Annotated in this window: 19 protein-coding genes and 3 riboswitches; of the genes, 1 reads left to right on the top strand and 18 read right to left on the bottom strand. The window is 41.8% G+C overall.

Annotated elements, in window-relative coordinates; all coding sequences use genetic code 11:
- Positions 1 to 8: 8 nt before the first annotated feature.
- Positions 9 to 380 carry a cupredoxin domain-containing protein gene (locus ACT17O_RS03490; RefSeq protein ID WP_000935056.1) on the bottom strand — a complete coding sequence of 124 codons (372 nt, stop codon included), beginning with the start codon at positions 378 to 380 and terminating at the stop codon, positions 9 to 11.
- A gap of 10 nt (positions 381 to 390) precedes the next feature.
- Positions 391 to 786 carry a CopY/TcrY family copper transport repressor gene (locus tag ACT17O_RS03485; RefSeq protein WP_001167199.1) on the bottom strand — a complete coding sequence of 132 codons (396 nt, stop codon included), beginning with the start codon at positions 784 to 786 and terminating at the stop codon, positions 391 to 393.
- A gap of 183 nt (positions 787 to 969) precedes the next feature.
- Positions 970 to 1068: riboswitch (TPP riboswitch) on the top strand.
- Positions 1069 to 1151: 83 nt separating this feature from the next.
- On the opposite strand from ACT17O_RS03485, the gene thiD reads away from it, so the two are divergent.
- Positions 1152 to 1943, top strand: a complete 792-nt coding sequence (gene thiD, locus ACT17O_RS03480; protein WP_095726166.1) for a bifunctional hydroxymethylpyrimidine kinase/phosphomethylpyrimidine kinase — start codon at positions 1152 to 1154, stop codon at positions 1941 to 1943.
- A 47-nt stretch (positions 1944 to 1990) separates the two neighbouring features.
- Here the strand turns inward: thiD and thiE (ACT17O_RS03475) are convergent, their stop codons facing one another.
- The 16 genes from thiE (ACT17O_RS03475) to murD form a co-directional block, all read right to left on the bottom strand.
- Positions 1991 to 2623 carry a thiamine phosphate synthase gene (gene thiE / locus ACT17O_RS03475; RefSeq protein ID WP_095726167.1) on the bottom strand — a complete coding sequence of 211 codons (633 nt, stop codon included), beginning with the start codon at positions 2621 to 2623 and terminating at the stop codon, positions 1991 to 1993.
- Positions 2616 to 3419, bottom strand: coding sequence for a hydroxyethylthiazole kinase (locus tag ACT17O_RS03470; RefSeq protein ID WP_444817751.1), 804 nt, complete (start codon positions 3417 to 3419; stop codon positions 2616 to 2618). Before ACT17O_RS03470 ends, thiE (ACT17O_RS03475) begins: the two co-directional genes overlap by 8 nt.
- Entirely contained in the window at positions 3419 to 3943 is a 525-nt protein-coding gene (gene thiW / locus ACT17O_RS03465) for an energy coupling factor transporter S component ThiW (protein WP_101800166.1), read from the bottom strand. The genes ACT17O_RS03470 and thiW overlap by 1 nt, the downstream gene beginning before the upstream one ends.
- A gap of 3 nt (positions 3944 to 3946) precedes the next feature.
- Positions 3947 to 4639: a thiaminase II gene (gene tenA, locus ACT17O_RS03460; RefSeq protein ID WP_444817750.1), complete on the bottom strand. Its 693-nt coding sequence runs from the start codon at positions 4637 to 4639 to the stop codon at positions 3947 to 3949.
- Positions 4640 to 4649: 10 nt separating this feature from the next.
- A complete protein-coding gene (locus ACT17O_RS03455; protein ID WP_444817749.1) occupies positions 4650 to 5300 on the bottom strand; it encodes an energy-coupling factor transporter transmembrane component T in 651 nt (216 codons plus the stop codon).
- Between the two features lies 1 nt (position 5301).
- On the bottom strand, positions 5302 to 6687 hold the full coding sequence (locus ACT17O_RS03450) for an ATP-binding cassette domain-containing protein (protein ID WP_444817748.1): 1386 nt from the start codon (positions 6685 to 6687) through the stop codon (positions 5302 to 5304).
- Entirely contained in the window at positions 6688 to 7248 is a 561-nt protein-coding gene (locus tag ACT17O_RS03445) for an ECF transporter S component (RefSeq protein WP_000915275.1), read from the bottom strand.
- 158 nt (positions 7249 to 7406) lie between these two features.
- Positions 7407 to 7495, bottom strand: a riboswitch (TPP riboswitch).
- 213 nt (positions 7496 to 7708) lie between these two features.
- Complete coding sequence (gene thiE / locus ACT17O_RS03440; RefSeq protein ID WP_033605926.1) at positions 7709 to 8338, bottom strand: thiamine phosphate synthase; 630 nt, start codon at positions 8336 to 8338, stop codon at positions 7709 to 7711.
- A gap of 1 nt (position 8339) precedes the next feature.
- A complete protein-coding gene (gene thiM / locus ACT17O_RS03435; protein ID WP_314977435.1) occupies positions 8340 to 9122 on the bottom strand; it encodes a hydroxyethylthiazole kinase in 783 nt (260 codons plus the stop codon).
- Positions 9123 to 9249: 127 nt separating this feature from the next.
- Positions 9250 to 9918, bottom strand: coding sequence for a TenA family protein (locus ACT17O_RS03430; RefSeq protein WP_444817747.1), 669 nt, complete (start codon positions 9916 to 9918; stop codon positions 9250 to 9252).
- A 218-nt stretch (positions 9919 to 10136) separates the two neighbouring features.
- A riboswitch (TPP riboswitch) is annotated at positions 10137 to 10225 on the bottom strand.
- A 148-nt stretch (positions 10226 to 10373) separates the two neighbouring features.
- Positions 10374 to 11510 (bottom strand): L-lactate oxidase, encoded by a 1137-nt coding sequence (gene lctO / locus ACT17O_RS03425; RefSeq protein ID WP_301391142.1) that lies wholly within the window; start codon positions 11508 to 11510, stop codon positions 10374 to 10376.
- Between the two features lie 243 nt (positions 11511 to 11753).
- Complete coding sequence (gene pyrE, locus ACT17O_RS03420) at positions 11754 to 12386, bottom strand: orotate phosphoribosyltransferase (RefSeq protein ID WP_000170887.1); 633 nt, start codon at positions 12384 to 12386, stop codon at positions 11754 to 11756.
- A gap of 39 nt (positions 12387 to 12425) precedes the next feature.
- Positions 12426 to 13121 (bottom strand): orotidine-5'-phosphate decarboxylase, encoded by a 696-nt coding sequence (gene pyrF, locus ACT17O_RS03415; RefSeq protein ID WP_301391143.1) that lies wholly within the window; start codon positions 13119 to 13121, stop codon positions 12426 to 12428.
- A gap of 227 nt (positions 13122 to 13348) precedes the next feature.
- Positions 13349 to 14503 carry a cell division protein FtsQ/DivIB gene (locus ACT17O_RS03410; RefSeq protein WP_444817746.1) on the bottom strand — a complete coding sequence of 385 codons (1155 nt, stop codon included), beginning with the start codon at positions 14501 to 14503 and terminating at the stop codon, positions 13349 to 13351.
- 9 nt (positions 14504 to 14512) lie between these two features.
- On the bottom strand, positions 14513 to 15571 hold the full coding sequence (locus tag ACT17O_RS03405) for a UDP-N-acetylglucosamine--N-acetylmuramyl-(pentapeptide) pyrophosphoryl-undecaprenol N-acetylglucosamine transferase (RefSeq protein WP_444817745.1): 1059 nt from the start codon (positions 15569 to 15571) through the stop codon (positions 14513 to 14515).
- Position 15572: 1 nt separating this feature from the next.
- Positions 15573 to 16925: a UDP-N-acetylmuramoyl-L-alanine--D-glutamate ligase gene (murD, locus tag ACT17O_RS03400; RefSeq protein WP_444817744.1), complete on the bottom strand. Its 1353-nt coding sequence runs from the start codon at positions 16923 to 16925 to the stop codon at positions 15573 to 15575.
- Between the last annotated feature and the right edge of the window lie 81 nt (positions 16926 to 17006).

Genomic DNA, 17006 nt, shown 5'->3' with positions numbered 1-17006 from the left:
GTCTCCTCCTACTCTACAATCATCTTGCCGTGCATCATGTTCATACCACATGCAAAGCCAAACTCTCCAGTCTGCTCAGGTGTGATTTCCACTACATACTCTTCACCCATAGGCAAGTCCGCATGCACACCAAAATCTGGAAAGACGATCTGATCTAGACAGGGTGAAGGGTCCTTGCGGTCAAAGACAATGCGGGCTGGCACTGATTTTTTAAGAATAATCAACTCAGGCGTATAGCCCCCCATGACTTCCACTCGGATCTCTTGGTAACCCTTTTTTTGCTGGGCCTTTTGTCCAGATTTTTCAGGCTTTTTGAAAAACCAAAACAAGATAAACGCGATAAGGGCAATACAAATAATGGTTACAATACTATTTAACATGACGTCTCCTTTACATACAATTACATCTTACTTCTGTTACAGCGCTTGATTTCTTCTTAGAAATCACAGCTTCTAAGTCTTCCAAGTCAGCCAAAGTGAAATCACATTCCACAATCAAATCAGCCAACAAGTTCTTAATCCTACGAGAACAAACCTTGTCTTTGATATCTTGGACAAGCAAGTCTCGACTCTGGTCCAGAGTTAAAAGGGCTGAATAGACAAAGAACTTGCCTTCTTTTTTCCTTGTCAGACACTCTTTCTCAACCAAACGAGCCAAAAGAGTTTGAATGGTCGACTTGGACCAGTCGAACCGCTCCGCCAGAACCCTGATCAAATCCGTACTGGTCTGCTCTCCTTGCATCCAAATAATCTTCATGACCTGCCATTCTGCATCTGAAATCTGCATCATCACACCTCCTAAATCTACATTTGTCGATTACAGTTATTAGTATACTCTCAAAATCTACATTTGTCAACTATAATTTTTATTATTTTTTCGAAAAATAGAATTCTAATCCTGTAACGAGAGATTTGCAGTCAAATTTCACTATATAAACTATAAAAATATGCTATACTGTAGAAAAAAGAAAACAACCACTAGGGGTGCGTAAAGCTGAGATTAACGACTGTTAGATCCCTTTGACTCAATCTAGGTAATGCTAGCTGATGGAAGTGGAAATGATAATGAGGACTAGCTAGTCTTCTATTTCCTTCCAAAACAGACTAGCTTGTTCTTGAGAATACAAACTTCAGTTGGTTGGGAGGTTTTAGATGACTTATTTACCCGTTGCTCTAACCATTGCAGGAACTGACCCTAGTGGCGGTGCTGGCATTATGGCTGATTTGAAGTCATTCCAAGCGAGAGATGTCTATGGAATGGCCGTTGTCACCAGCCTTGTCGCTCAAAATACCAGAGGTGTTCAATTAATCGAGCACGTCTCCAACCAAATGCTGGAAGCTCAATTGGAGAGTGTCTTTTCGGATATCAAACCTCAGGCTGTGAAAACTGGTATGTTGGCAACTACTGAGATCATGGAGATCATCCAACCCTACCTTAAAAAGCTGGACTGTCCCTATGTGCTGGACCCTGTTATGGTCGCTACGAGTGGGGACACCCTGATTGATACCAGTGCGAGAAGCTTCCTAAAAACAAACCTACTTCCCCTTGCAACCATTATCACTCCCAATCTTCCTGAAGCAGAAGAGATTGTTGGTTTTTCAATCCATGATCCAGAAGACATGCAGCGTGCTGGTCGCCTGATTTTAAAAGAATTTGGTCCTCAGTCTGTAGTTATCAAAGGTGGTCATCTTGAAGGTGGTGCCAAGGATTTCCTCTTTACCAAGGAGGAACAATTTGTCTGGGAAAGTCCACGAATTCAAACCTGTCACACCCATGGTACTGGATGTACTTTTGCTGCAGTGATTACGGCTGAACTAGCCAAGGGGAATACCCTTTATCAGGCAGTCGATAAGGCCAAGGCCTTTATCACAAAAGCCATCCAAGACGCCCCTCAACTCGGTCATGGTTCTGGCCCAGTCAACCATACAAGCTTTAAAGATTAAGAAAAAACTCTCTAGTTCCCACTTTAAGGGAATTAGAGAGTTTTTGATTAGGAAATCATGTCATCCAACTTTGTTAAAAAAGCTTGCGTTTTTGCCTCAATATCTTCTGCCTGCATCAAATCACGAACAACGGCTACTCCAGCTATGCCAGTTGCAGCAAGTTGGTCAATATTCTCTGACGTCAAGCCTCCGATAGCAACTACTGGAATGGCTACCGTTTGGCAAATGGTTTTCAAGGTTGAAATCAGGGTGATGGGAGCATTCTCCTTGGTCCTAGTCGGGAAAATGGCCCCTGTTCCCAAGTAATCCGCACCCGATGTTTCCGCCTCAAGGGCTCTTTTTACTGTTTTAGCTGTGACACCGAGGATTTTGTCAGGACCCAAGACTTGGCGGGCAACGGAAACTGGTAGCTCATCGTCGCCAATATGCAGACCTGCAGCATCTACTGCAAGACAAACATCCAAACGATCATCGATAATCAAGGGTACCTGATAGGCATCTGTTATTTCCTTGACTTGTTTTGCCAGTTGATAGTATTGATTGGTAGTGAGGTTTTTTTCTCGTAGTTGGATGATGGTAACACCTGAACGGCAGGCCGTCTCAACTTTTTCAAGAAAGCTTTCCAAGGAATCTTGGTAGCGATTAGTTACCAGATATAGTCTGAGTGCTTCTCTATTCATAAAGGTCTCCTTTAATAGCATCTAGCCAGTTTTCATCTCTTTTTAGGAGAGAGAGCTGATTGAGAACTTGGTAACGAAAACCTTCCAATCCCATTCCTTGAACAAGAATTCTCTCAGCAGCGATATTGAGATAAGAAACTGCTAGGCAGGAAGCTTCAAAGGCAGTCTTTCCTTGGCTGAGAAAAACAGCTGTCAAGGCTCCAACCAGGTCTCCTGTCCCCGTTATCCAGTCTAATTCGTCACAGCCATTTCCCAATACAGCAACTTGATTCTCTGAAACTATGAGGTCCTTAGGTCCAGTTACTAAGAATGACATACCAGGATAAAGCTGACACCAGTCTTTCAAGACTTGAAGTAAATCCTCAGTTTCTTGATCTTTATGGCTAGCATCAACTCCAACTCCGTGGTGCTTTAAACCAACAAGACTTCGGATTTCCGACATATTCCCTTTAAGGACTGTGGGCTTGTATTCTAAAAGATCTCTGACTAAGGTCTTTCGAATGGGAGATGCTGCTAGGCCAACCGCATCTACTACCATTGGGAGACAAGCTTGGTCTGCATAAGAAGCTGCCCTACGGATTGCTTTTTCCTTCTCGGCTGACAAATGCCCCAAATTGATAAAGAGGGCTTGACTTTGCTTAGTAAAATCAAGAACTTCACGAGGGTCATCTGCCATGACAGGTTTGCATCCTAGAGCCAAAATGCCATTAGCCAGCATCTCACAGGAAATCTCATTGGTGATGCAGTGAATCAAGGAACTGGTTGCCAGAGGGAAAGGATTTGTAAATGCCTGCATCAGTCTATCCTTTCTCCAAAGAAATATCCCTGCACTTTTTTAAAGAATTCCTGCTTGATTAAAAATCGAAAGGCGAGGAAAGCTATGGCTGTACCGATCAAGGTCGCTCCGAAAAATCTCGGAGTATAGATAAACCAGCTGAGCTTGGCCGCAGATCCGGTAAAGAGAACCATGACAGGATAGGAAACAATAGAACCGATAATCCCTGTTCCCAAGATTTCTCCTAGGGCAGAATAGTGAAATTTTCGACCGTACTTATAAAAGAGACCTGCTAGGAGAGCTCCAAAAGTAGCTCCTGTGAGGGCCAAGGGCGGAATGCCTTGAGTAGACATACGGATAAAGGCTGTGACTGTAGCCATGACCAAGGCATAAACAGGTCCCATCATGATTCCTGCCAGAATATTGACTACACTAGACATCGGTGCCATTCCTTCAATTCGAAAGATGGGTGTAAGAACTACGTCAAGGGCAATCATCATGGATAAAATAGTTAATTTGTGAACTTGTAGTTGGTGGTTTCTCATTTTCTATTTCTTCTCTTTTTCTAAGGATTGCAAATCACTCGTCCAGGTTTGATGTTGGTAAGCCATCTCCCAAAACTTAGCTTCCATGTGGACACTTCGGTGGAAGGCCTCTAGCATTTTTTGTTTGTCTGTCTCGTTGCTTTCGCGATAGAGCTGATTGACCAGGGCTTCTTCCTCTTTAATCTGCTGTTCTAACTCATCGGTGATATAGGTCTCAATCCACTGTTGATAAAGAGGATTCGGGGATGGTTTGCGATTAAGTGCCTTGCCCAAATCATGGTATAACCAAGGACATGGAAGCAAACTAGCAAAAGCAATGCCCAAGTTTGGCTCTGCAAACTGGCGATAAATATGAGAAATGTAATGATAACAGGTTGGAGCGATTGGATGTTGCTCCATTTCCTGGTCGCTGATTCCTAATTCCATGAAAAATTGTTGGCGGATAAACAACTCACCCTCCACTAGACTCTGGGCATTTTGTTTCAAGAGTCTTTTCATCTCTTGGTTTGAAGTCTTATCAGCCAAGAGGTGATAGGCTTCTGAAAAAGACTTCAGGTAATAAGCATCCTGAATCAGGTAATAGCGGAAAATAGAAGGTTTTAAATTTCCCTCTTGTAACTGTAATACAAATGGGTGATGAAAGGAAGCCTGCCAAGCTTCCTTGGATAATTCCATCGCAATATCTGTAAATTCCATAATAACTCCTTTATAAAAATAGACTGGTTTGAAGCAATAAAAAGAACAGCAGGTAGATCAATTTTGTCCTCTGAGAAATATAAAAAGTCCGATAGCGATTCTCCAACTGAGCATGTTCGTCATATCCGTGCGCAGATAGAGCTCTCAGGTAAAGATGGCGCCATCTAAAGACCGTCATCAGAACCTTACTGTAAATCAAGGGCGACCAAACATGCAATTTTTGACCACGCAATAAGCATGCTTCCTTGAGGGACTTGATTTCTTGCTGAATGAGGGGAAAGGCATTGAATACTACAATTAAGGCATAGGCCCAAGATCGCGATAACCCCTTTTGAGCCAAATACAAGAGAAGCTCTTTTAGGGAAATATTGGTAACAAAGACAAGACCGATACAAACTGTCACAAAAGCTCTCGTCCCAAGTATCACTGCCTGCGAAGCATCCCCATGTAACTGTACTGCCCAATAGTTGGCGAAGGATGGCAAAATGGCGAGCACAATCATCCAAGCCAACATTTTAAATCGACGATAATAGAGCATAAAGAGGATGCAAAATGCGGCTACCGAAAGATTAAGAGCAATAGAAGGAATGAAGGATGTTTCCAAGGATAAAATTAGAAAGAAGAGGCTGATAACTGGTGTCTTAGTTGCTACTTTGATCATACTACCTCACCTCCCCTAGAGTATCATTGTTCAGAGATGGGAGAGGTTTGCTGATGGTCACGTCTTTAATATGACGGAGCCCCTCACTAGTCATCTCAATCCAATAATCAACCACAGAGATCAAGGGATCTAAACGATGGCTAATGATCAAAAAACTTCTTCCCTGATTTCTATCCTCCAACATCCACTGACAAAAATAATGGCAAGCTCTATCATCCAAACCAGCAAATGGTTCATCTAGCAAGATCACAGAAGCCTTGCTGATCAAGATGGTCAATAGCTGAAGAATCTTTTGCTGGCCACCACTTAATTGATAGGGACTCTTATCAAGTGCCTGCTCCAGATTAAAATATCGTAAAGCTTGGAGAATTCGCTGATTTCTTTCAGAGTCTGGACTATCTAATTGCAGTTCCTCTCTCAGATTGACTCGGATAAACTGCTTCTCAGCTTCCTGAACGACACCCGTCAGGTCACGATACAGACTCTTTTTCTTTTTTAGGACCGAACCCTTCCAAGTAATGCGCCCTCTATACTTTTGAAATTGAAGAATGGAACGAAAGAGGGTTGATTTCCCAACACCATTATCACCTAGGATACAGGAAATTCCTTGGTAAAACGTGAAATCAGCAATTGAAAAGAGGGGGCGATTACCCAGCTCACAAGTCACACGATCCATCTGGAATAGTTCTGGGCTAGGAGCAACTTCCTTTGAAGCAACCTGTGTTATCTCAGAGGTAGAGATTTGAAACACTTCTCTTAGTTGTCCCTCTCTCAGCTCCACCATATGGTCAATGTAGGCTCCATAATCCGTTAAATCATGGTCGCACAGGATGACTGTCTTCCCATCAAGGACCAACTCTTTTAGAATCTCCAATATCTCGATTCTGCTCTTGCGGTCAATGGAAGCGAAGGGCTCATCCAAGAGATAGACCCTAGGATTCATAGCAAAGAGGACAGCTAGCGCAGCCTTTTGCTTTTCCCCACCTGATAGGTGATGAATGGGACGGTGCAAGATTGGCTCGCAACGACATTGCCGGACCACCTCAGCTATTTTAGCATCAATCTCCTGCACATGATGGCCGATATTTTCCAAGGTAAAAATCAGCTCTTCAAACAAGTTCTCCATGGTAAATTGGTGATTGGGATTTTGAAAGAGAATGCCAACCGTCTGAACACGTTCAACGATTGAAAGCTGACTGACCTGGTTTCCATCTATCAGTACTTGACCACTATAAGGTAAGGAAGTGACCTGGGCAATGATTTGAAAGAGACTGGATTTTCCTGAACCACTGCTCCCAACTAACAAGGTAAAGGCTTGCTCATGAAAAGTAAAATCAATCGGTTCCGAAAAGATTGGTGACTGAATCCCCCGTAGTTCCAGCCCCATCTATGCCTTGCCCCCAGCTGCAAACTGATGATAAAGTTTGACAATGGCACGAACCAAGATGGTACAGAAGAAAAAGACAGAAATAAAGCGCACCACAAGCAAGGAAAGGACAAAAGGAAGGGAGAAGGCGTAGTAACCTAACTTAATGTATTCATAGACAAAACTAACAAGCGTAATCCCAATACTATTAGCAGTTAGAGAGAGCCAACTTTCATAGCGATTCTTGGTTACGATAAAACCAAGTTCACTTCCCAAACCTTGAACCAAGCCAGACAAAAGGGCACCTAGACCGAATTGACTACCATAAAGGACTTCAGCTAGCGCAGCGAGCACTTCTCCAATCGTTGCGCTTCCGACTCTTGGAACAAAGATAGCTGCAATGGGCGCAGCCATACACCAGAGACCAAAGAGGATTTCATTGGCAAAGGCCTGTAAACCAAGAGGGGCTAAGATTAGTGTGAGAATATCAAACAGATAGCCTGAACCCACAAAAACGCCACCAAAAAAGATAGACAAGAAAGCAAGCAAGATAACATCTTTTAACTGCCATTTTTTCAACATAAAAAACTCCTTTTTTAAAGAAAAGTGGGGTATTCAAGGAGAGCTACCAAAAGGCTTGCCGTCAAGTCTATCCTCTTTTGATAAACAAAAAAACTCCAATTACAAACGAGAATTAGAGTTTACCTTACAAGATTAGACAGTTCTTTTCGACATACGAAAAAAACCTTTTCACATTTCCCTTCGCCAGTTTTAACTGTATCAGGTTCAATGGGTATCATCTCAGCCTAAAGCACCCCAAATGTCTTTATTATTTAATTATATAATTATTTTAACAGACGATTTATTCTAGTTCAAGGAATTGAACTGGAAATACAGCCTTGTACTCAAAAAGACAGCAGATCTTTCTTTTGCAAAAAATAAATGACTTATTTGATGGATTAGCTATTTGAACTGAATCTGGACATATCTTTTTAGAAAAAAGAAAATCCTACTCCCTCAGAATCCAAGGAAAAATTGATGCCTATTGTTCACTCATTTCCCGAACAGTTTTTTCTATATTTTTTGCATACGATATTGCTGAAATGATTGAAACGCCGTCAACATTGGTCTTCATAATATCTTTAATATGTTGCGTCTGTATCCCACCAATTGCAACTAAGGGAATTTGTGGCAATAGTTTTCTCATCAATTTAAGACCTTCATAACCTATAGCACCACCAGCATCATCTTTTGACTGGGTATCAAATACAGGACCAACACCAACATAATCTACATATTCAACTTTTGATTGTTGAAATTCTTCCTCGTTTTTTATAGAAAGACCAATTATTTTATCTGGCATCAATTTTCTAATTTCATCAACACCAAGATCATCCTGTCCTACATGTACACCATCAGCATCAATTTCCATTGCCAAATCAATATCATCATTAACAATAAACGGAACATTGTATTTTTTACAAAGATCCTGTAGTTTAATTGCTAATTCGACTTTTTCTTTACCTTCTAAGGCTCCCTCACCTTTTTCACGGAATTGAAATAAGGTTATACCACCTTTTAAGGCTTCCTCAACGACTCTATATATATCTTTTCCTTGGCAAGTAGTCGTTCCACAAATAAAATATAGTTTTAGTAATTCTTTATGAAACATCTTACTTCACTCTTTTGAATTCCTTTACATCTTCGTCTGTAATCTCGTATAAGGCATTTATAAATTCAACTTTAAATGTTCCAGGAAGATGCCCATTTGGACGTTTTTCTGCCATTTCTCCAGCGATATTGTGAACCAACATTGCTGTTTCTAATGATTTCAATTCTTGACCTTTTTCAAGTCCGATAAAGCTTGCTACTACAGCACCTAATAAGCATCCTGTCCCAATAACTTTTGGCATCATGGCACTACCATTATGAATCGTTACAACTTCTCCATTAACCGCAATGGCATCCACTTCACCTGTTACTACTATTGGAATATTGAACTTTTTATTTGCTGCTAGAGCAATTTCATCAATATTATCTACGCCTGCACTATCTACTCCTTTAGATGCCACATTTATTCCTACTAAAGAGGCAATCTCGCCAGCATTTCCCCTAATCGCTGCCAGTTTGTAATTATTGATTAGATCATCTGCTACTTTTTTTCTATATTCTCCTGCTCCACAGGCTACAGGATCTAAAACTGCAGGAACATTATATTTTTCAGCAATTTTTAGTGCCTCTTGGTACAGCTTCCAATTATTATCCGTTAAAGTCCCAATGTTAATCAATAATCCTCCAGCATATTTTAATAGATCTTCTAAGTCTGCTGGGTACTCGCTCATAGCTGGTGAGGCACCCAGTGCTACTAATCCATTTGCTGTAAAGTTTTTTACAACATCATTGGTGATACAGATTACTAATGGTGCTTTTTCTTTTAATAATTTTAAACTTGTCATATTGAAATCCTTCCTTTTCACTTTATACGATCTACTGATTTCGATTTATCTCTATCTTTCGTTAAGAAATTTTTCAGTTACATTGAATGATTTACCTCATCAAATTTGTCAGTATCCTGAACTTTCCCTAAGCATCATAACCGATATCAAAAAAGGCTAATTCTAAAGCAACTGCTTGATTCCAGCGTTCCTGAAGTTCTGTCAAATCTTCTCTACCTTTCCCGACACGATTGAGTTCGTCAACCAGAAATTGAACCCACTCTGTAAAGAAAGGACCTCTGTGGAGATTGATCCATTCCAAATGAATATAGGCTTCAGGTAGAGCCAAATCTTTAGAACCCCAGTCTAAATAGAGACCTTCTGCAATGACCAGCATGACTAAAAGATGAGCATAGTCTGATGAAGCAACAGCAGAATACATTAGCTCCTGAAAGGCTTTTGTTACAGGGTGCAAGGTCACTTCTAGATAGTCATTCTCTGCTACTTTTAACTCTTTGAAAGCTTTTTGGAAATAACCATCTTCATCTGCTTCAAGAAAGCCTAGTTGCTTGGCAAAACGAAGTTTGGATTCAAGCTGGTCTGCGTGAGCTACACAGGCACCCAGCATGGATAAGAAGGCATCAAAGAAATGATAATCTTGAATCAGGTAGTCTTTTAAAACCTTATTATCAATTGTCCCCGCAAAAAGTTCCTTAACAAAACGATGATTGATTGCAGCCTGCCAATCCTTCTGACTGCTTTTTAATAATTCTCCAACGGTCAAACCCGGCTGAAATGCATAGTCTTGTGTTTCCATATTTACTTCTCCTCTCTTTACTCCTTAGTAATTAATAAAACACCAAGAGATACCAAGCGAAATCGTAATTCCACTTGATACTTTTAAAGAACATCGAGGGCATTTGCAGAGAGCTACCTAAACAAACCTATCCTCTTTTGATAAACAAAAAAACTCCAATTACAAACGAGAATTAGAGTTTACCTTACAAGATTAGACAGTTCTTTTCGACATACGAAAAAAACCTTTTCACATTTCCCTTCACCAGTCTTAACTGTATCAGGTTCAATGGGTATCATCTCAGCCTAAAGCGCCCCAAATGTCTTTATTATTTAATTACTGGACCAGTATAACAGAATTTGAAAGCCCTAGCAAGAACTTTGACTGGAAAATATATTTATATAGTTTCCGATAACGATTTAATCTTTCTATACACGAAGAAAAACCTCCACATAAAGTGAAGGCCGTCTTCTTTATCAATACAATTTCAAGTCACGAGGGTCAACTGGGAAGGTTGGGTTGTATGGGTTGTGACGGAGTTTGAAGTGTTTGACATCCTCAATAGTCTGAGTTCCAGATAATTGCATGACCGTCTTCAATTCTGCATTTAAGTGCTCAAAGACTTGACGCACACCAACACTACCGCCGAGAGCCAAACCATAGATCACAGGGCGGCCAATAGCTACCAAGTCTGCTCCTGAAGCCAAGGCTTTAAAGACGTGTTGACCGCGACGAACACCAGAGTCAAAGACAATTGGCACACGTTTATCAACTGCTTCAGCCACTTCTTGAAGTGAGTCAAAGGATGCTGGTCCACCGTCGATTTGGCGACCACCGTGGTTGGTTACCCAGATACCAGAAGCACCTGCGGCAAGCGAACGTTCAACGTCCTCACGGCATTGTGGTCCCTTGACATACACAGGAAGACCTGAGTATGTAGCGATAAATTCGACATCGCGTGGAGACAAGCGTTGTTTAGCTGACTTGTAAACAAAGTCCATTGATTTTCCAGCACCTTCTGGCAGGTATTCCTCAACAATCGGCATACCAACAGGGAAGACAAAACCATTGCGTTTGTCGACCTCACGATTGCCCCCTACAGTTGCATCTGCCGTCAAGACAATCGCTTTGTAGCCTTCATCCTTCACACGGTCCATGATATGGCGGTTGATACCGTCATCCTTACTAAAGTAAAATTGGAACCAATGAGGTGTCCCTTGAAGGGCTTCTGTAATTTCTGGAAGGTCAACGGTAGAGTAGGAACTAGTTGTATAGAGAGAACCAAATTCATGCACACCACGCGCAGTAGCTACTTCCCCCTGCTCATTTGCCAATTTATGAGCCGCAACAGGCGCCATAATAATTGGTGAAGATAATTTTTCACCCGCAAATTCAATCTCTGTACTTGGATTTTCAACATCACAAAGCGTATGAGGAACAATAAGTTTGTGGTTAAAGGCACGGATGTTCTCGCGTAAAGTGAAAGTATCCTCTGCTCCACTAGCGATATAACCAAAGGCAGCTTTAGGAATGACTTGTTGCGCCATTGGCTCCAAATCATAAGTGTTAATAAAATCTACAGGTCCTTCTGCATTGCTTGTTTTATATGACATAAAGTGTCCTCCTTGTTAAGTAAGCGTTTACTTTGTCTTACATAAACTATCTTACCTCTTTTTCAGAATCCTTTCAAAAATTTTGTCTGGAAATTTCAAACTGATTATCTGAATATGCCTCCAAAAAAGAAGGTCTCTCATTCTATCATTATCCTATATTCTCCTTTACCTTTAGGGAGATTTGTTTTATTGCCCACATATAAAAAATCAGGTAATCCTTGTGACTACCTGATTTTCTATGTTTTAAGCATTTTGCCAATTTTCTTGGTCTTCTTTAAAGCGTTTTAGGAGGTCGAGTCCTTCTGGCGTAATGTAACCTTCTTCTTGGGCTAGGTGGATGAGTTCGCTGTAGTTAGAAAGTGTCACCAATTTCACATCAGCATCCGCAAAATTCTTATCGGCTTTCGGCAATTGATAACTGAAAATCGCTACAACTCCAAGCACATCGGCTCCTTCGCGTTTAGCAGCTGCTACGGCTTCAAGAACAGACCCACCCGTTGAAATGAGATCTTCAACAACAACCATCTTTTGTCCCTGAGCTACACGACCTTCGATTTGATTACCTGCTCCGTGGTCTTTTGGTTTGCTACGGATATAGGCAAAAGGCAGATTCATCTTATCAGCAATGATGGCTCCGTGCGGAATCCCTGCTGTCGCTGTTCCTGCAATCACTTCTACTTCTGGAAATTCTGCTTTAATAGCTTCCACAAAACCATTTTCAATCAAGCTACGAGTTTCTGGATAGGCAAGCGTCACTCGGTTGTCAGTATAAATCGGCGATTTGATACCAGATGCCCAAGTGAAAGGCTCCTCTGGTTTGAGGTAAACTGCTTGGATTTTCAAGAGGTGGCTAGCGATATCTTTAGCAAGTGTCATAGTATTCTCCTTTTGTTTTTATAATCTATTTCTTTCATTTCAGTCTTTGTTCCATTCATCCTTGATGGTATGATAAGCTGCAACAGGATCCTCAGCTTGGGTAATGGGACGTCCCACTACGATATAGTCACTACCGATTTGATAGGCTTCCGCTGGCGTCATGACACGTTTTTGGTCTCCTACGGCAGTTCCCGCCGGACGAATTCCCGGTGTCAGACAGATAAAATCTGAATTGGTGGCCTGCTTGATGAGTTGCACTTCCTGAGCTGAACAAACCACACCGTCCAAGCCCGCTTCAGCTGTCTTCTTGGCATAGTGAATCACAGACTCTTGCAGAGTGGTTTGGATATTTTGAAAATCCTGCATCTGGCTTTCCGACGTTGATGTCAGCTGGGTCACAGCGATCAATTTTGCTTGTGTCCCCAGACCTTCACGCGCAGCCTTCATCATCTCCACACCACCTGCAGCATGAACGTTAGTCATGTCCACACCAAGCTGAGATAAGACCTTCATAGCCGATTTAACTGTATTTGGAATGTCATGTAGCTTGAGGTCCAAAAAGACACTATGCCCCAATGACTTCAAATAACGGACAACTTCTGGACCTTCCGCATAATAAAGCTCCATCCCTACTTTTAGATAAAGACTTTCTTCTGCTGGGAAAAGAGATAAAAATTCCTTGACTGCCTCAAAACTAGGAAAATCAAGAGCAATAACTGGACGATGTTCACGCATACCTTTCTCCTTTTACCTTTGTAAGCTAGAGAGCATGAAAAAGGAACCTGCCAACAGCAAGGTTCCACGAAAAATGGGTAGTCTCCACCCTTTCACCGTCTAACCTTAGCTGCCTCTCTGGACTGCTTTAAAGGTTTTTTTCTATTCTATTATTTATAGTAGGACTTGTCAAGCAAAAACTCGAAACTGGACTTCTATACCATTCAAAATCAAGAGGAAAAGTTAGTCTAACGACTCTGTGATTGCTGGCTCGTTTGGCTTTGATTTCCCTGTTCTTCTTGTTTTTTCTTTTCTTCTTCCTGTTTTTTCTTCTCAGCTTCCTTAGCCTCTTGCTTGGCTTTTTCTTCTGCTTCTTCTATCAGCTTATCCGCTATGGTATAGCTGTATGCTCCAGCCTCCATATCGACTACACTCGGTTCTGTCAATTGGGGCTTGATTTTGCTGTAATAAGGCAATTTCTTGCTCAATTCTGACAAGGGAACCAAAACCTCATCTGTGTCCAGCATAGTAATTTTTAAAAGATCTGCTGTTGCCTTGCTCGGCGCTAATTCGATTTTCTGGATTTGACTCTTGATATCCTCACTGATGGTAGACAATCCTGTTATCAGCTTTTTCACCTGCTGCTCATCGTTAAAGGTAACTGTCAGATAAGTCTCAGGCAAGTTTAAGCGATCAACAGGAGTTGACTCTACTGTACCACTAGAAAGAATTGGATAATACTCTTCACCAGACACATAATAACCAACAATATCAAATTCCTTAACCTCAATCGTAAAGTTAGTCGGAAATTGATAGTTAATCTTCGCTGATTCTATCCAATGATTGGACTTGATTCGCTCAGCGTATGTTTCCTTATCCAACAATAGGGCTAAAGTATAGTCGCTATCTTGAATTCCAGAAGCCTGTTTGATGTCATCCGCATGCGTGTTACTATTTCCCTTAACCTCGATATTTTTGATGGTCGAAAGTGGCGTCAATAGATAGACTGAAAGAAGGAGGACCAGGACACTGGGTACCAAGATACTCACAGCTCGCCAAATATGAACAGGCGCAATTTTAGGCTTGGCAGGTTTTTCTGGTCTTTCTTTTTTCTTCTTCTCTTTTTCCTCTTTGACTTTCCGGTCATCCTTTTGAGATTTTTCTTCTTTTTCGGATGGTTCCTTGCTTGGACTTGAGGCTTCCTCATCTGACTCACTCGATGATTTCTTGGATTCCTCCAATAATTTCGAGTTGGCTTCCCTACGAGCTTGTTTTTCCTTTTCCTTCTCTTCAGCTAGGGCAGCTTCTTCCTCAGCCTTCTTCTTAAGGTATTCCTGGTTTCGTTTCTGCCATTCAGACAATTCTTGCTTCTGGTTTGATTCTTTTTTCTTATCCTTTGACATTGATATTCCTTATGCTAGGTCTTTTCTTAATAAATCGTAAAAATCTGCAAGAGATTTCAATTCAGTCGAAGCTTTCATGCTAGCTTGGTACTGATCCTTGTGACTAAGCAAGTGACTGAGTTTTTCCTCCAAGCTTTCCAAGGTCAAGTCACTTTCTTGAAGTTCTTCTGCGTAGCCTTTCTTAACAAAGTAGGCTGCATTTTCAATCTGGTCTCCTCGACTTGCTTCACGACCCAATGGTACGATGAGATGGAGTTTTGCCATGGCCAAGAGTTCGAAAATCGTATTGGCACCGCCACGCGTCACCACCACATCTGCCATCTCCATCAAGGGTTGATAGAGATCCGTCACATAATCAACACGAAAGAGATTTTGACTCAACTCATTGAGGCTAGAATCTCCAGTGAGATTGATAATATTGTAGCGCTCTGTCAGTTCTTGCTTATGATCTGTCACCAATTGGTTAAAGACACGAGCTCCTGCAGAACCACCAACAAATAATACCGTTGGTAATTTAGGATTAAAGTGGGTTTGGATATCCACCAATTCATCTGGTTCAGGAGTTTTTTGGTCTGAAACCTTGGTCACAGCACCCACATGCTCGACTTTTGCGAGACCAGCAGCTTGCTCAAAGGTTGAATACATCTTGGTCGCAAATTTATAGGCAATTTTATTGGCCAAGCCCATAGACAGGTCCGATTCGTGAATAAAGACAGGCACTCCTGACACTCGCGCTGCGATAACCGGCGGTACAGAGACAAATCCCCCTTTTGAAAAAAGAGCCTGTGGACGCAGTCGTAACATGATAAAGAGCGATTGGACAATTCCCCAACCAACTTTAAACACATCCAGCATATTTTGCCAAGAGAAATAGCGACGCAACTTCCCAGTCGCAATGGAGTGGAAGGTCACATTCAGGCCTGACTTGAGGATTTCTTGGTGTTCGATTCCGTGTTTATCACCAATGTAGTGAACTCCCCAGCCGTCTTCGATGAACTTAGGCATTAACAAAAGGTTGAGGGTAACATGTCCAACCGTCCCCCCACCTGTAAAGACAATTTTTTTCATATTATTCCTTTAACTCCGCTACTGTGTCGATGAAAAGATCTCCACGTACTTCAAAGTTAGCATACATATCCCAGCTAGCATTGGCAGGACTGAGGAGAACCACATCTCCTTGAGTCGCGAGCTCATAAGCCTTGCGGGTCGCATCAGCAATATCTGTCGCATCTACATAAGCCACACCAGCCTTATCCGCTGCCCGTTTGACACGTTCTGCAGATTGACCGAGGATAACCATCTTCTTGAGCCCAGTAATATCTGGCACCAATTCGTCAAACTCATTGCCGCGGTCCAAACCACCTGCGATTAAGATAACCTTACTATTGTCAAATCCTGACAAGGCTTTTTGAGTAGCCAAGATATTGGTTGATTTGCTATCGTTATAGAATTTGACCCCCTGAATTTCATCAACAAATTGGAGACGGTGTTTGACACCACCAAAGGCTGATAGAGTTTCCTTGATGGTTTGGTTATCCACACCACGGAGCTTGGCTACAGCAATAGTCGCAAGGGCATTTTCTACATTGTGGCTACCTGGTACACCGATTTCACTAGCTGCCATGACCACTTCTCCACGGAAGCAGAGTTGACCATCTTCCAGATAAGCCCCATCAACCTTTTCCTGTGTTGAAAATGGTACAACAGTAGCTTGTGTTTTGGTAGCCAATTCTTTTGCCAAATCTTGGTTAAAGTTCAAGACAAGGAAATCATCCGCTGTCATCTTGTTCTGGATATTCCACTTAGCTGCCACATACTCCTCAAAAGAACCATGGTAGTCGATATGAGTGGGCATGAGGTTGGTAATAACCGCAATCTCAGGATGGAATTCTTGGACACCCATCAGTTGGAAAGAAGAAAGTTCCATGACAAGTGTGTCCTTGGCTGTCGCAGTTTGAGCCACTTGACTAGCAGGATAGCCGATGTTCCCTGACAAAAGACCATGTTGGCCGGCAGCAGTTAAAACTTCCCCAATCATCGTCGTTGTGGTTGTTTTCCCATTTGAACCAGTGATACCGATAATTGGCGCATCTGAAATCAAATAAGCCAATTCCACCTCAGTCAGGACTGGAATCCCCTTTGCCAATGCCTTTTCAATCATGGGATTGCTATACGGGATACCTGGATTTTTCACCATCAGAGCGAAATCCTCATCCAACAATTCCAAAGGATGCCCACCAGTGACAACCTTGATTCCCTCTTCTAGCAAACTTTGCGCAGCAGGATTTTCCTCAAAAGGTTTGCCGTCATTTACTGTCACAATAGCACCTAGCTTGTCTAGCAAACGGGCCGCAGACTCACCAGACTTAGCCAAACCTAAAACAAGAACTTTCTTATTTTTAAACTGATCGATTACTTTCATGTCTCAAACTCCATTTCTACTCCTACTATTTTACCATTTTTATGGAAATAAAAAAGCCACAAAGTGTATTTGTGACTCTTT

Source organism: Streptococcus sp. HJ1, assembly GCF_052399005.1.
Classification (GTDB): Bacteria; Bacillota; Bacilli; order Lactobacillales; family Streptococcaceae; genus Streptococcus.
The sequence above is the reverse complement of the archived record's forward strand: the minus strand, read 5'-3'. Positions and strand labels throughout refer to the sequence as shown.